Below are 15,108 nucleotides of genomic sequence, written 5' to 3' on the forward strand. Positions count from 1 at the left end.
ATAGCACTCCAGCCGGGATCCGGCGGTAGTGAGGAACGACCAGAGGGGTTGACGTGTTCGCGGGCTGGGGATCGTGGGTCGCCCGCTTCCGGTGGCCGGTGCTGTCCGTCGCGCTCGTCGCGGTGATCAGCGCGGGCATCTGGGGGCTCGGTGTTTTCGGCCAGCTCACCGAGGGTGGCTACAACGACCCGGACAGCGAGTCGTCCCAGGCCACCGAGGCCGTCCAGAAGGCGTTCGGCGCGCAGCGCGGCGACCTCGTGGTCATCTACACGCCGACCAAGGTCAAGATCACCGACGTCGCGCTCGGCCAGCGCATCCGGGCCAAGCTGACCGGGCTGCCCAAGTCGGCCGTGAAGAGCAGCACGTCGTACTGGTCGACCCGGTCGCCCCAGTTCGTCGCCCAGGACAAGGCCAGCGGCGTCGCCCTGGTCACGCTGGTCGGCGCGGACGACGGAGCCAAGCTCGACTCGTACCGTGAGGTCAAGGACAAGCTCGCCGTCCCGGGCGCCACGGTGCAGCTCGCCGGCGCTGTCGTGCTGGCCGACACGACCTCCACCCTCTCGACCGAGGATCTGGCCAAGGCCGAGATCATCTCGCTGCCGGTCGTCCTGATCCTGCTGCTCTTCCTCTTCGGCTCGCTGGTGGCCGCCTCGCTGCCGGTGCTCGTCGGCGGGGCAGCCGTCCTCGGATCGCTCGGCATCCTGCACGCGATCGCCGGCGTGCACGAGGTCAACTCGTTCGCGGTCAACGTGGCCAGCCTGCTCGGCCTCGGCATGGCCATCGACTACGGCCTGTTCATGGTGGGCCGGTTCCGCGAGGAGCAGTCGGCCGGACGAACCCCGGCCGAGGCCGTGCGCCGGACGGTCGCCACCGCCGGACGCACGGTCGTCTTCTCGGCGACCCTCCTGATGATCGCGCTGGCCGGTCTGCTGCTGTTCCCGCAGGGTTTCCTCAAGTCCCTCGCGTACGGCGGTCTGGCCGCGGTCGGCCTGGCCGCGCTCCTGTCCCTGACGTTGCTGCCCGCGCTCCTGGCCATCCTCGGCCCCCGCGTCGACAAGCTGCCGATCAAGCTGCCCGGCCGCGGCCGGGAAGGCGCCTTCTGGGGCCGCCTGGCCGCCGCGGTGCTGCGCCGCCCGGTCGTGGTGGCGCTACCCATCCTGGCCGGGCTCATCGTGCTCGCGGCCCCGATCGCCGGCGTCCGGTTCGGCGAGGCCGACGAGCGCACGCTGCCCGCGGGCAACTCGGCCCGACAGGCCATCGAGGCCCTCAAGGCCGACTATCCGCAGCTCAGCAGCAACGGCCTGCCGATCGTGCTGCGCGGCCAGGCCGACTCGGCCGCATTTGCGGTCACGCTGCGCCAGATCCCCGGCCTCGCCCAGATCGGCCCGGCCCAGCGCGCGGGCGACATCACCGTCTTCAACGCGGCGCTGCGCACCTCCGACCCGTTCAGCACCGAGGCGCGCGAGGTGGTCGACCAGATCCGGTCGCTGCCCGTGCCCAACGGCGCCGAGCTGCTGGTCGGCGGCACGACGGCCCGCAACGTCGACAGCCTCGCGGCCACCGCGGCGAAGCTGCCGTGGATGGTCGCCATGCTGGTCGGGGCGACGCTGCTGCTGATGTTCTTCGCGTTCGGCTCGATCCTGCTGCCGATCAAGGCGGTGGTGATGAGCGCGCTGAGCCTCAGCGCCACCTTCGGCATCCTGGTCTGGATCTTCCAGGACGGCCACGGCGCCTCCTGGCTGGACGTGACGCCGGCGCCGCTCGAAGCGGGCATCGTCGTGCTGATGGCGGCCGTGGTCTTCGGGCTGTCCACCGACTACGAGGTCTTCCTGCTCTCCCGCATGGTGGAGGCACGGGCCCACGGCGCCTCGACCAACGAAGCGGTGACGATCGGCCTGGCCCGTACGGGCCGGGTGATCAGCGCGGCGGCGGTGCTGCTGATCGTGGTGACCGGCGCGTTCGCGCTGTCGTCGGTGACCACCATGAGATTCGTCGGCGTCGGCATGATCGTGGCGCTGCTGCTGGACGCCACGGTCGTCCGGATGCTGCTCGTGCCGGCCGTGCTGGGGCTGCTGGGCAACGCGGCCTGGTGGGCGCCGGCGGCACTGCGAAGGTTGCAGGAGAAGGCCGGCCTGTCCGAGCACGCGGGCGAAGAGCCGCCGGCGTTGCCGTCCGCGCGGCAAGCGGTGGGCGAGTCCACGGTGGTGCTGGCGTTGCCGCCGGGGCCGTCAGCCCCGAAGTACTCCGCCTGGGACCGCGAGGCGGCGGGCGTGATGCTGCTGCCGCCGGAAATGATGGCGCGGCCGCTGCCCATCGGGGAGGAAGCAGCCACCCAGCTCCTCCCGAAGATCACCGGCCGGACGCCGCCCCCGCCCGCGGACGACGACATCGTCGACGCCGAGATCATCGAGGACGACGAGGTCTCGCCGGCCGGGAACGACGAACCGGACGACGAGCACGTCGACGCGGAAATCGTCGACGAGGAGCCGGCGGCCGCCACCGCCATCTCCGCCGCCTCTCCCGCGGCGGACGATGCCGCGAAGCCGGTCGACGCCTCGCCCGACGTTGATCTGACCGCCGATTCTTCGAACGAGAAGCCCTCGGCGCAGGCCACTTCTGCTCCGTCTGCTCCGGCCCCGGCTGCCTCGACGGCTCCGGCTCCTGCTTCCGGTGCTTCCGCTGGGATCGCCTCCGTGGATGCTGACTCCGCGGACGCCGATGAACCCGGCGCTGCATCGGTTGCTGAGGCCACTGCCCCGCCGGTCGCTGAGGACGACGCGTCGGCGATCGTTGACGACGATCCTTCGCCGCTGGCACAAAGCACCACTTCGCCGTCTTTTGACGATGAGCTGTCGCCGGCCGTGGGCGACGACCGCTCGCCGCTCGCTGAGGATGCGCCCTCGACCTCACTCACCCCCAGCACGCCGACAACCGCCGACGAAAACCCCCGGCTGGTCACTGAGGTCAGTGGCGTGCCGGTCGATCACGACGACCCGTCGCCGGTCACCGAGGATGCGCCTTCAACATCACTCACCTCAAGCGCGCCGACAACCGTCGACAACGGCCCGGGGCTGGTTACTGAGGCTGCTGTCCCGACGGCCGTAGACAACGACCCATCGCCGGTCGCGGGCGACGACCGCTCGCCGGTCGCTGAGTATGCGCCCTCGACCTCGCCCAGCCCCAGCGCGCCGACAGCCGCTGGCGACGACTCCTCGCCGGTCATGGAAACCACTGCCCCGGCGGCCGGCGAAGCCACGCTGGTCACCGGCTCGCCGGCCGCAGATGGCGACGAGTCGGTGGTCGCTGAGGGCAGACAGTCGCCGGTCGCTGAAGCCACTGGCTCGTCGATGGCCGGGGATCACCCGTCGTCCGTCGCTGAAGCCGTTGCCCCGCCGACCAGCGAGGACCACCCGTCGACCGTCGCTGACGCCACTACCTCGCCGACCGCTGAGGATTCCCCGCCGCCGGTCGCCGAAGCTTCGGCGACAGCTGTTGAGGACCCGGTTGCCGACGACGTGGTCGAGGGCGAGCCCGTGGCGGATCAGCTGTTCGCTTCCTCGTACCTGCCGGAGCCGTACTACCCGATGCCCGGCGTCTATCGCTCGGAGTCGCGGAGCACGCCCCCCGACTACTCGGCGCCCGACGACTTCTTCTTCGCGCCGTCGTCGGCCGGGACGTTCGCCAGTTCGCTGGAGCTGCCGGCCCCACCGGAGTCGACGGTCCCCTACTTCGGCGACCGGCCCGATTTCGAGAGCACCCGCAACCTCGCCGACCACCGCATCACGCGCAGCCCCGACGCCCCCGACCTGGACGCGACGACTTTCGAAGCCCCTAAGTTCGAGGCGCCGAACCGGCAGGTCGCCCGCACCTTCGAGGCGCCCGACCCGGCGACCTCGGGCAGCATCGTCCTGCCCGACCTCGACCAGCCCGCCACTCCCGATCGACCGGCCCCCGCGCCCGACGAGCCGACGCCGAGCTACCCGAGCACCACACCCGACCCGACATCGAGCTACCCGGCTACCGCACCGGAGTCGCTCTCCAGCTTCCGGGTCACCGCACCTGAGCCGACGTCGAGCTACCCGGCCACCACACCCGACGCGACGCCGAGCTACCCAATCACCGCTCCTGAGCCGACGTCGAGTTCTCCGGTATCGGAGCCGGCGTCGACGTACGCCGCAGCCGTGACCCCGGCGAGTGTCGAGCAACCCGAGCCCGGGCTCGACGTCACCCGCAGCTTCGAAGCTCCCGACCTCGACGCCACCCGGCGGCTCCAGGTGCCCGGCCTCGAATCGACCCGGCAGCTGGACGCCACCGCGATCGAACGCGCCCGCCGCCTCGAATCCCCGACCTCGAAGGCCGACCCGCTGCCGAAGCGCCCCGCGCCGGACCCCGGGACAGCCGCCGACTCCCCGCGCTCGGTACCTTTCGTGCCCGGAACAGGCGCGGATCCGCTGCCGAAACGTCTCACCCCGGCCGCCGGCACCGCCGCCGAACCCCTGCCGCGACGCCAGGTCACACCGCCGGCACCAGCCGAGCCCCTCCCTCAACGGAATGTCACGCCGCCCGCGGCGACCGAGCCTCTGCCCCGACGGAACGTCACACCGCCCGCAACAGCCGAACCTCTGCCCCGGCGAACCGTCACGCCGCCGGCCGCGACCGAACCCCTGCCTTCGCGGATCGTGCCGCCTCAGCGCTCCGCGCCGCCGCTCCCGGAGCCGTCGCGCGCGTCCGTGGCCGAACCACTGCCCCGCCGACCCCTGTTGCCGCCCGCGGCTGAGCCTCTGCCGCCCCGTTCCGAGTTGACCCGTCCGTCCGCCGTCGAGCCGCCGCGGACCGATCCGTCAGTCGCCGAGACCAGCGGGCGACGCACGGACCTGGGTGGGGTCTTCTCCCCGCGCCGGGGCGCCGACCCGGACCCGACCCCGCTGCGGCGACCCGCGACGCTGGGGCAACAGCCGTACTCGTTCCGGCCCGGCCAGGAGGCCGCCGGCCCGGCGACGCCACCGGCCCAACCGGCCGTGGAGGCGGCCCCGCCGGTCGACCCCTCCCCGGCGTACGCGTCACCACTGGCGCCCCCGCGCCGGCCCGCCGACCTCGGTGACCACCTGCGCGAGACCCGCCCGGCCGACCTCGGCGATCACCTGCGGGAGTCGCGCCCGGCCGACCTGGCGCAGTACAGCAGCCGTTCCCGTCGCGCGACCTCGGAGAAGACGAACCGCCCGGCCGAGGGGCCGAAGCCCGCACGCCGACCGGCCACGCTGGCCGACCAGCTGCCGAAACCGCGCCGCAGGCCCGACAGCGACCAGCCGGCCGAGTAGCACCAGCTGGTCAGCGGAAGACGAGGCCGCCGCCGACCTCGAGCACCTGGCCGGTGAGCGCGCCCGAGCCCTCCGAGACCAGCAGCCGTACGGTGGCGACCAGATCCTCCGGAACCAGTGCCCTCGGCAGTGCCTGGGTGGCCAGCAGCGGGGCGTGCGCCTCGACGTCACGTCCCCCGGCCAGCTCGGCCTCGCCCTCGGTGCGGATGGCGCCCGGCGACAGCGCGTTGACCGTGATCCCGGCCGGACCGAGCGCGCGGGCCAGCGACCGGGTGAGGCCGATCAGCGCCGCCTTGCTCGACACGTAGGCCGGGCCGGACGGGCCGCCCATCCGCACGGTCGGCGAGACCACGTTGACGATGCGGCCCCAGCCCCGCTCGGCCATGCCCGCGCTGAGCGCCTGGGCGAGCAGCATCGGCGCGGTGACGTTGACCGCGAACGTCTGCTGCCATTCGGGCAGCGGGAGCTCGGCGAAGTCCACGTTGGAGGCCTTGGCCGCGTTGTTGACGAGCACGTCGACGGCTCCGGCGCGGTCGGCCAGGTCGCGCACCGCGCCGGGGTCGGCCAGGTCGGCGTCGAGCAGCGTGGCCTCGGCCCCCAGGTCGCGGCAGAGCCGGGCGACGCTCTCGGCTTCCTCGGCGGCGGCCAGGTGATGCAGCCACAACTTGTGCCCCGGCCGGGCCAGCCCGACGGCGATGGCCGCCCCGATGCCCCGCCGAGCCCCAGTGATCAGAATCCGCCGCCCCATGGCGTTCACCCTATGCCGATCAACCCGGAAAAAGACCAGGTGAAGATCGATGTGTGGAACGACCCTGCCGGACGAACGACCCAGCAGAGGGCGAGCCTGGCGTCCCGGCGGCGCGGCGCGGAGAAAGCGACCCGCAACGTGACCGCGCAGCGAGGCGGCGAGGCCGAGCGGCCCGCTGGCGCTGGGTCGCTCGGCCTCGCCTGTCCTGATGGTGCCCGGTCGCGACGATCGTTACACCGGGCCGTTCACTGACGGTGGGCTGTGGATAACTCAGGGAGTCGGTTGCGAAAAGTTCTAGGATCGCTCCGCTGCCCCTGGGTGGGCGGGGGTGTGTGGTGGCCCAGTAGCACGACTAACGGCGTTCGGCCAGGGCGGTGGCGGGCACGGGTGGCATCGGCGCCGGCGGGGTGGGCGCCGGGCGGGTCGAGAGCCAGCAGCCGGTGGCGACGAGGGCGAAGCCGGCGAGCGTGCTGAGGCCGAAGTGCTCGTCGAGCAGGGCCACGCCGAGCAGCACGGCGACCACCGGGTTCACGTAGGTGACCAGGCCGGCGCGGGTCGAACCCACCTGGTGGATGAGCTGGTAGAAGGCGAGCAGGGCCAGCGCCGTACAGAAGACCCCCAGCACGGCCAGAGACGCCCAGGCCTCGGTTCGCACGGGTTCGGTGGGCAGCGCGAAGACCGTGAAGGGCAGCAGCGCCAGCGCGGTGATGCCGGTGGTGGCGCCGACCAGCGATTCGGTGGGCACGTCGGACAGGCGGCGCTGCACGAGCATCGTGGCGACCGCGTAGAGGATCGCCGCCACCAGAACCATGCCGGCGCCGAGCAGGCCCAGGCGGTCGCCGGAGAGGTCCAGGCCGACCAGCAGCGCGACGCCGCCGAAGCCGAGCACGAGACCGGCGACCCGGATCGGGGTGAGCCGCTCGGAGCGCGCCATGAGCAGCGCGATCGCCACCGGTTCGACGGCGATGAGCAGGCCGGTCAGCGAGGAGCTGATGTGCGTCTCGCCGTACGTGATCAGCAGGAACGGCCCGAGGATGTGGATGAACGACAACACGACGACCGGGCCCATGCGGCCACGCAGCTTGGCCAGCGAGCCCCGGGCGGCGGCGATCGGCAGCAGCACGAGGGCGGCGATCGCCACCCGGCCGAAGACCACGAGCAGCGGCGACAGGTCCTCGATGGCAATCTTGATCAGGAAGTACGGGATGCCCCAGAGCACCGAGACCACGAGGAAGAGAAACCAGGCGCGTCGATTCACACCTCGACACTGCTCCCGTACGGTAGTAAGCGGTAGTACCGACTTGCTGATGTAGTAATTAGGTGAGCTTATGATCGACGTACGCCGCGTGGCCGTACTCCGCGAAGTGGCGCGGCTCGGCAGCTTCAACCAGGCCGCGACCTCCCTGCGCCTGACCCCGTCGGCCGTGTCGCAGCAGATCGCCACCCTGGAGCGCGAACTCGGGACAGCGGTCGTCCTCCGCAGCACACGCGGCGTCGAGCTCACCGGCGCCGGGCGGGTGCTGGTCGACGCGGGCGAGGCGATCGCGGCCGAGCTGGCCCACGCCGAGCACGAGATAGCCCGGCTGGGCGCGGCCGACAGCCTGACCGTGGCCACGTTCACCAGCGGTGGCCAGGGCCTGCTGCCCGCCGCGCTGACCCGGTTCGCCGCCGAACGGCCGGGCGTCGAGTTCACCGTCCTCGAGAACGAGCCCGAGGACGCCCTGCCCCTCGTGCGCTCCGGCGCCGCCGACCTCGCGCTCGTCTATCACTTCGACGAGCTTCCCCCCGTACGACCGGGAGACCGATCCGGCCTCACCTATGCGCCGCTCCTGGACGACCCGATGTGGATCGTGCTGCCCGCGGCGCACCCCCTGGCCGGCCGCGAGTCGCTCACCATCGCCGAGCTGGCCGGCGAGCGCTGGGTCCACGGCTGCCTCGAGATCGTCGACATGCTCGGGCACTACGCGGCCCTGGCCGGCTTCGAGATCCGCACAGCCTGCCGCGGCACCGACTACGTCTTCGCCCAGTCGCTGGTGCGGGCCGAGGTCGGCATCAGCATGATTCCCCAGGTCGCCCTGACCGCCGGGGCCCAGCCCGGCCTCGCCGCCGTACCGCTGGCCCCGCCCTGCCCGTGCCGCTACATCGGCATCGTCACCCCGCGTCGCCGCCCCAATCCGCTGACGGACGCCCTGGTCCAGGCCCTGCGAGACACTGTCGCCGGCCTCCCCGTGCCGGCCTGACAGCTCACAGCTCACAGCCCACAGCCCACCCGCCCTGGGGGACCCCCACCCTAGAGACAGCGCCAAATTTCGCCGCCGAGTTTTCCACAGCCTGCCGAACCGGCACGTCCTCCATCCACAGGCCGTGGTGGAAGCGGAAGTCGGTGGGAAGCTCTCCGTACGGGACGGGCGCGGCCGATGAGTTTCCGGGATCAGTACAGTTCCTAGGTCAGAATTTGCTTGTGAGGGATGGTCAGTGGGCATGACGGGCGAACCTGAGACGGCCGCCAGGGTGGATGCGGAGCGCCTGGCGCTCTGCCTATCGGTGATCGCCGAGGTGGAGGCGCTGCCCGCGGAACACCCCGACGCGGTCGCGGTGCGGCGGGCCACCGCCGGGCTGTTCAAGACGGTGAAGCTCGCGCGCCGCCGGGAGCGACGCGAGGCGATCCTGGCCGCCGACCGTGCGGTCACCGAGGCGACGGCCACCGGCGCGCCGGGGCGGATCGACGACGAGACGGCGGGCATCCCGCTGCGCACCTCGGTCCGGTCGGGCACCGCCGGGGTGCTGCGGCAGGCGCGCGGCTGCTACGTCTGCAAGCAGCGGTTCACCCAGGTCGACGCGTTCTACCACCAGCTCTGCCCGGACTGCGCCGTCCTCAACCACGACCGCCGGGACGCCCGCACCGACCTCACCGGCCGGCGGGCGCTGCTCACCGGCGGCCGCGCCAAGATCGGTATGTACATCGCGCTGCGGCTGCTGCGCGACGGCGCCGATCTGACGATCACCACGCGCTTCCCGCACGACGCGGTGCGGCGCTTCTCCGCCATGCCGGACAGCGGCGAGTGGCTGCACCGGCTGCGGGTGGTGGGCCTCGACCTGCGCGACCCGGCCCAGGTGGTCGGGCTGGCCGATTCGGTGGCGGCCCGAGGCCACCTCGACATCCTCGTCAACAACGCGGCCCAGACGGTGCGTCGCTCGCCCGGTTCGTACGCGGCCATCGCCGCCGCCGAGGCCGAGCCCCTGCCCGACGGGCCGCTGCCCGAGCTGGAGTATTTCGGCACCGCGGGCGCCTCGCCGGCCGCCGCGCTGACTTCGGGCGCCCCCGTGCTCACGCCGCAGCAGATCACCGAGATGGCGCTGACCGCCCGGTCGGTGGCGATCGACGCCGGCGGCCTGGTGCCCGACACCGCGCCGACGAACAGCTGGAGCGACCGCGTGCACGAGGTCGACCCGCTGGAACTGCTCGAGGTGCAGCTCTGCAACGTCACGGCGCCGTTCGTGCTGGTCAGCCGCTTGCGTACGGCCATGACGCGCTCGCCGCACCCGCGGCGTTACGTGGTGAACGTGTCGGCCATGGAGGGCATCTTCGCCCGCGGCTACAAGGGCGCCGGGCACCCGCACACCAACATGGCGAAGGCCGCGCTCAACATGCTGACCCGCACCAGCGCGGTCGACATGTTCGCCGACGGCATCCTGATGACCAGCGTCGACACGGGCTGGATCACCGACGAACGCCCGCACCCGACCAAGATGCGGCTCGCCGAGGAGGGCTTCCACGCCCCGCTCGACCTGGTCGACGGCGCGGCCCGGGTCTACGACCCGATCGTGCGCGGCGAAAAGGGCGAGGACCTGTACGGCGTCTTCCTGAAGGACTACGCCCCGGTCGACTGGTGACGCGCGGACGAGCCACGGTCTACTGGTGACCCGCGGACAAGCCACGGTCTACTGGTGACCCGCGGACAAGCCACGGTCTACTGGTGACGCGTGGACAAGCCACGGTCTACTGGTGACCCGCGGACAAGCCACGGTCTACTGGTGACGCGTGGACGAGCCACGACCCGCGATGGGTCGTGGCTCGCCGTGTGTCGCTGTATCAGGTGCGAGACTGCAGGTCACCCATCGCGGCGGTCACCGTCATTGCGGTCGCCATCCTGACGGTCACCATCACGGCGGTCGTCACGGCGGTCGTCATCACGGCGGTCGTCGTCGTGACGGTCGCGGTCGTGACGGTCCCGGTCGTGACGGTCCCGGTCGTGACGATCCCGGTCGTGACGATCCCGGTCGTGACGATCCCGGTCGTGACGATCCCGGTCGTGACGATCCCGGTCGTGACGGTCCCGGTCACCGAAGCGGAACGGGAAACGGTCGCCGTGGTTGCGGTGGCCGTGGCCGAACCAGTCGCGGTCCCAGCTGACCTCGAGGGCCCACGTGAAGCGGCCGACGCGGTCGCAGTCGAAGTCGTCCCAGCGGCCGAAACGCTCGCCGATACGGCCCGCGATGATGCACTCGCCGCGGCTGTCGAAGTAGCGGATGACGCGGTCGCGGTCAGAACCCTGGGCGGCCGAGGCCGTCTTGGCAGTGCCCGCGTCCGTGCTGGTCGCCGCCAGGGCCGGGCCGGCGCCGACGGTGAGACCGGCGAGGATGCCCAGACCGGTGACGGAAAGCATCCGGGTAATACGGTTCATTTCACACCTTCTCTTGACAAAACGTCATGTCGAGAGAAGGAGATCATCTACACGCTGAGTAACAGAAAGATTTCGGAGCGTATGCCCCTAACGGGGAATAACGCCACGGATGGGATTAATCCGAGTGGTCGGGCCTACTCGGCTATTCGTCCGGTAGAGCCAGATACGCGGGCCGCAACACCTCCACGATCGGCCGGCCGTCCTGCGCCAACGGGGGCGGATCGAGCTGGTCGAGAAGCGCATCCGGCCTGCTCACAGCGCCGGGCCGGCCACCGACCGGCGCCGCCGCGGGCACGGTGCTCCCCCAGAACTCGTCCGCCTCACCCAGGTGCTCGCCCAGCCCGTCGGAGGGATCTCCGCCTCGGGCCCTCCCGGAATCGCCGGCCGGAGCAGTAGAGCCGAGGGCGGCCGAGGCCGCCGCGACCGCGTGGGCGTTGCGGAGCTCGCGCAGATGAACCAGCAACTCGTCCCGGCCCCGGCCGCGCCAGGTGAACGCGCCGAACGGATCCTCCTGGAAGCTGCGCGCCACGGCGTAACACGTCGCCGCGAGATGCACGCACGGCATGGGCCACCGCTCGCACGAGCAGTCCATCGCGACCTCGTCGAGTGACAACGGCACCAGACTGAGCCCCGCCGCGGCGAAGACGTCGGCGATCCCGGCCGGCATCCGGCCGCCCAGCAGCGAAGCCGCATAGCGTGCCTCGCCCGCCATGGTCTCTTCCAGCGCCGCCCATTCGGAGGCGCCGAAGGCACGCACCGCTATCCGCGCCCGGAACGCCCGCGGGTCGTCGGGCCCCCGCACCTGCGCCGTGACCAGACTGCTGGAGATGGTCAGGCTGCGCACATGCCCCGACCGCTCATCACGCCGCCCGCGCGCGAACGTCGGCCCCATCCGCAGCGACTCGAACGTGCTGAGGAAGGCGACAGCCAGCCGGTCGTCAGTCAACGATGGCCTCCGGGGCGAGGGTCAGCAGGTCGCGGATCTCGGTGGTGGACAGGGCAGTCAGCCAACCCTCGCCGTTGCCGACCACGCGGGCCGCGAGCACGCCCTTGTCGGCCAGCAGGCGGTCGATGCGTTCCTCGAGCGTGCCCAGGCAGACCAGGGTGTGGACCTGGACGTCGCGCTGCTGGCCGATGCGGAAGGCGCGATCGGTGGCCTGTTCCTCGGTGGCCGGGTTCCACCAGCGGTCGACGTGCACCACGTGGTTGGCCGCCGTCAGGTTGAGGCCGGTGCCGCCGGCCTTGAGCGAGAGCACGAAGATGCCGGGCCGCTCGTCGGCCTGGAAGTCGGCGACCATCGCGTCGCGGTCCCTGCGGGGCGTGCCGCCGTGCAGGTAGCGCACCGGCACCCCGAAGCGGGCGGCCAGATGCGGCGTCAGCATCGATCCGAAGCGGGCGAACTGGGTGAAGCACAGCGCGCTCTCGCCCTGGGCCAGCGCGCCGTCGAGGATCTCTTCCAGGCGTTCGAGCTTGCCGGAGCGGCCGGGCAGGGGCGAGCCGTCGCCCAGCAGCAGGGCCGGGTGGACGCAGGCCTGTTTCAGCTTGGTCATGGCGGCCAGCACGATGCCCTTGTTCCACCGGTGGGTGCTCTCGTCGAGCCGGTCGGTCATCTCGTCGAGGATCGCCCGGTAGAGAGTGCTCTGCTCGCCGGTCAGCCCGCACAGGTGCCGCACGTGCCGCTTGTCCGGCAGGTCGTCGACGACGATGGGGTCGGACTTGGTACGCCGCAGCATGAACGGGCGGGTGGCCTGGCGCAGCCGGGCGGCCGCGTCCTCGTCGCCGAAGCGCTCGATCGGCACGGCGAAGCGGGCCCGGAACGTGTGCGGCGAGGCGAGCACGCCGGGGTTCAGGTAGTCGAGGATCGACCACAGCTCGGCCAGCCGGTTTTCGACGGGCGTGCCGGTCAGCGCGATGCGCATCCGGGACGGGAAGCGCCGGATGGCCCGGGCGGCCGTGCCGGCGCTGTTCTTGACGTGCTGGGCCTCGTCGAGCACCACCCTGTCCCAGGCGATGGCGGTCAGTTCGTCGGCGTCGCGCACGGCGGTGGCGTACGTGGTCAGCACCAGGTCGGCGTCCCGGGGGACGACCCGCTCGTCGCCGTGCAGCACCGCGACGCGCAGCGAGGGCGCGAACCGGGCGGTCTCGCGTTGCCAGTTGCCGAGCACCGACAGCGGGCAGATCAGCAGCGCCGGCCCGTCGCGCTTGTGCAGCAGCAGCGCGAGCAGCTGGATCGTCTTGCCCAGCCCCATGTCGTCGGCGAGGCACGCGCCCAGGCCGAGCGAGTCGAGGAAGGCCAGCCAGGAGAAGCCGCGCCGCTGGTACGGACGGAGCGAGCCCTGCAACCCTTCCGGCGGATCGAGCAGTTCGAGGCGCTGTTCCAGATCGCCCGCGAGCAGGTGGGCCACCCACCCCTCGCCGCTGCTGGCCGTCACCGGCAGCGGCAGCTCCTCCGGCGGAAGCAGCTTGATCGTCTGCAGCGCGCGGCCGGCGGTCATCGTGCCGCCGCCGCGCGCGAGGAAGCGCAGCCCGGCGTCGAGGCGGTCGGCGTCGAGATGGACCCAGCGCCCGCGCAGGCGTACGAGGGGAACCTTCGCCTGGGCGAGGTCGGTGAGCTCGTCGGTGGTGAGCACCTGGCCGCCGAGCGCGAGATTCCAGTCGTAGTCGACCATGTGCGCGAGGTCGGCCGCCTGGTCGCGCAGCACCGGGGGCACCGGCTCGCGGGGGCGGACGTTGAGGCCGAGGCCGAGGCTGGGGCGGTCGCGCCACCAGGCCGGCAGCAGCACGCCGTAGCCGGCCCCTTCCAGCGCGGCGGCATGGGTGAGGAAGCGGTGGGCCTCTTCGGTGTCGAGCACCATGTCGACCGGGCGGGGCACGCGCAGCGCTGCCTCGAGGTCGGGGTAGAGCCGGACCGCCCGGCCCAGACCGCCGAGCAGGCGTTCCTGGGGATGGCTGGTCCAGCGGCGGAGCGGGGCGTACCGGTCGCGCCAGACGTCGGCCGCGGTCACCAGGGCGCTCGGTTCGTCGACGGCCTGCAGCAGGAATTCGAGCAGCCACGAGTCGCGGGGGGCTACGGCGGCCGGGTGGGGGCTCACCGCGTCGGGCTCTTCGGGACCGGGCTCGTCGAGGTGGCTGAGCCGGAAGCAGAGCCGCACGGCGGCGCCGGTCGTGGCGCCGGTGTGCCAGGCGTCGAGGCGCTCGGTCAGCTCGTCGACGAGGGCCGGGGCGGCGGTGAAGGACGGCTCGCCGGTGAGCGCGGCGAGCCAGCCGTCGCCCAGCCGCACGCCGGACTCGGCCAGCCGGGTGCGGACCAGGCCGTCGACCAGCCGCTCGAGGGCTGAGGCCAGCGCGTCCGGGGCGGGCAGGCCGGCCACGTCGCCGGGGCGGGCGCGCTCGGCCCGGGCCGCCGCGGGCAGCCGCCGCAGCAGGTCGTCGCGGTGGATGGCGTCGAAACCGGTGAGCACGGGCCGCCACCGGGCCACCGGACCGTGCGGGTGGACGGCGGGCAGCACGCGGCCCCGGCGGACGAGGTCGGCCGCGAAGTCGCACAGCTCGACCAGCCACTCGACCGAGTGGCCGGGCCGCCCGTCGAACTCGCCCAGCACCTCGTCGTCGACGAACGGCACCACCACGGCCGGCACCTGCCACGGGCGCAGCCGCGGCGTGCCGCGCCGGGGCGGCAGGCCCAGCTGCGGGGACGGCAGCGGCCCGGCACTCGTCGAGGGCAGCACCAGCGTGGCCGGCGCCCGCGTCTCGCCCGCCGGTAGACCCGCGGCCGGCACGGCGAACGGGTGATCGCCCCGCTCCGAGGCGGGCAGCGGACCCGCCTCGCCCCACAGATTGATCGAGCCGTCGCGCCCCACGAACCCGTGGAGCACGCGGACCTCGACTGCCACCAGGGAGGTCATCGCACCGACCACTCGACGGCGGGTGGCCGCACCCGGGCGCACACCGGCCCGCCCAGCTCGTCGGTGAGCCCGAGCGAAGCGGTGAGCACGCCGCCACCCTCGTGCGCCGCCCGCAGTACCGCGGTCGGCACGTCGCCGAACATCAACTTGGCCCGGCGGAACATGTCGAACCCGAGGTCGCCGACGTTTCCCCAGCTCAAGTACAGGAAGCGGGCCCCCGGACGGCCGTGCACCCAGGGCCCGCCGACGTCGAGCAACTCGTCGACCTCACGCGAGGTGATCTCGAATTCCCAGGTGGCCGACGAATCCCACGCCGGCACCAGGTCGACGACCGAACGCTGCCGCTGCACACCGACGTGCACGTTGGCCAGGCGCAGGGCATCGGCCTGCGCCCCGCCCCGCTGGGCCGGCAGGTCGTGACCCTCGATCCGAATGTGCACGTCGACGACCCT

General features: G+C 72.4%; 9 protein-coding genes. 3 read left to right on the forward strand and 6 right to left on the reverse strand.

The annotated features are described in order from the left end of the window. Positions 1–53: 53 nt before the first annotated feature. Complete coding sequence (locus KXC43_RS51710; RefSeq protein ID WP_308129437.1) at positions 54–5,318, forward strand: MMPL family transporter; 5,265 nt, start codon at positions 54–56, stop codon at positions 5,316–5,318. 10 nt (positions 5,319–5,328) lie between these two features. Here KXC43_RS51710 and KXC43_RS37640 read toward each other — a convergent pair whose 3' ends face one another. Continuing rightward, positions 5,329–6,066 carry an SDR family NAD(P)-dependent oxidoreductase gene (locus tag KXC43_RS37640; protein WP_221380999.1) on the reverse strand — a complete coding sequence of 246 codons (738 nt, stop codon included), beginning with the start codon at positions 6,064–6,066 and terminating at the stop codon, positions 5,329–5,331. 352 nt (positions 6,067–6,418) lie between these two features. Further along, entirely contained in the window at positions 6,419–7,324 is a 906-nt protein-coding gene (locus KXC43_RS37645) for a DMT family transporter (RefSeq protein WP_221381000.1), read from the reverse strand. A gap of 70 nt (positions 7,325–7,394) precedes the next feature. Here KXC43_RS37645 and KXC43_RS37650 point away from each other — a divergent pair, with 70 nt between their 5' ends. Both KXC43_RS37650 and KXC43_RS37655 read left to right on the forward strand, forming a co-directional pair. Next, on the forward strand, positions 7,395–8,306 hold the full coding sequence (locus tag KXC43_RS37650) for a LysR family transcriptional regulator (RefSeq protein WP_221381001.1): 912 nt from the start codon (positions 7,395–7,397) through the stop codon (positions 8,304–8,306). Between the two features lie 241 nt (positions 8,307–8,547). Next, positions 8,548–9,960 carry an SDR family NAD(P)-dependent oxidoreductase gene (locus tag KXC43_RS37655; protein WP_221381002.1) on the forward strand — a complete coding sequence of 471 codons (1,413 nt, stop codon included), beginning with the start codon at positions 8,548–8,550 and terminating at the stop codon, positions 9,958–9,960. Positions 9,961–10,178: 218 nt separating this feature from the next. Here the strand turns inward: KXC43_RS37655 and KXC43_RS37660 are convergent, their stop codons facing one another. The 4 genes from KXC43_RS37660 to KXC43_RS37675 all read right to left on the reverse strand — a co-directional run bounded on the left by KXC43_RS37660 (position 10,179) and on the right by KXC43_RS37675 (position 15,096). Further along, a complete protein-coding gene (locus KXC43_RS37660) occupies positions 10,179–10,751 on the reverse strand; it encodes a hypothetical protein (RefSeq protein ID WP_221381003.1) in 573 nt (190 codons plus the stop codon). Between the two features lie 142 nt (positions 10,752–10,893). Beyond that, positions 10,894–11,697, reverse strand: coding sequence for an SWIM zinc finger family protein (locus KXC43_RS37665; protein ID WP_221381004.1), 804 nt, complete (start codon positions 11,695–11,697; stop codon positions 10,894–10,896). Next, positions 11,690–14,656: a DEAD/DEAH box helicase gene (locus KXC43_RS37670; RefSeq protein WP_221381005.1), complete on the reverse strand. Its 2,967-nt coding sequence runs from the start codon at positions 14,654–14,656 to the stop codon at positions 11,690–11,692. Before KXC43_RS37670 ends, KXC43_RS37665 begins: the two co-directional genes overlap by 8 nt. After that, the gene (locus KXC43_RS37675) at positions 14,653–15,096 is read right to left on the reverse strand and encodes a DUF5990 family protein (protein ID WP_221381006.1); all 444 of its coding nucleotides are present in this window, start codon (positions 15,094–15,096) and stop codon (positions 14,653–14,655) included. The genes KXC43_RS37670 and KXC43_RS37675 overlap by 4 nt, the downstream gene beginning before the upstream one ends. Positions 15,097–15,108 lie beyond the last annotated feature (12 nt).

The sequence above is a fragment of the Paractinoplanes polyasparticus genome (assembly GCF_019710575.1).
Classification (GTDB): domain Bacteria; phylum Actinomycetota; class Actinomycetes; order Mycobacteriales; family Micromonosporaceae; genus Actinoplanes; species Actinoplanes polyasparticus.

What these genes read in the sequence shown, in the direction of transcription:
- KXC43_RS37650 (WP_221381001.1), top strand. Translation starts at nt 7,395, where the DNA reads ATGATCGACGTACGCCGCGTGGCCGTACTCCGCGAAGTGGCGCGGCTC.
- KXC43_RS37660 (WP_221381003.1), bottom strand. Translation starts at nt 10,751, where the DNA reads ATGAACCGTATTACCCGGATGCTTTCCGTCACCGGTCTGGGCATCCTC.
- KXC43_RS37640 (WP_221380999.1), bottom strand. Translation starts at nt 6,066, where the DNA reads ATGGGGCGGCGGATTCTGATCACTGGGGCTCGGCGGGGCATCGGGGCG.
- KXC43_RS37655 (WP_221381002.1), top strand. Translation starts at nt 8,548, where the DNA reads ATGACGGGCGAACCTGAGACGGCCGCCAGGGTGGATGCGGAGCGCCTG.
- KXC43_RS37670 (WP_221381005.1), bottom strand. Translation starts at nt 14,656, where the DNA reads ATGACCTCCCTGGTGGCAGTCGAGGTCCGCGTGCTCCACGGGTTCGTG.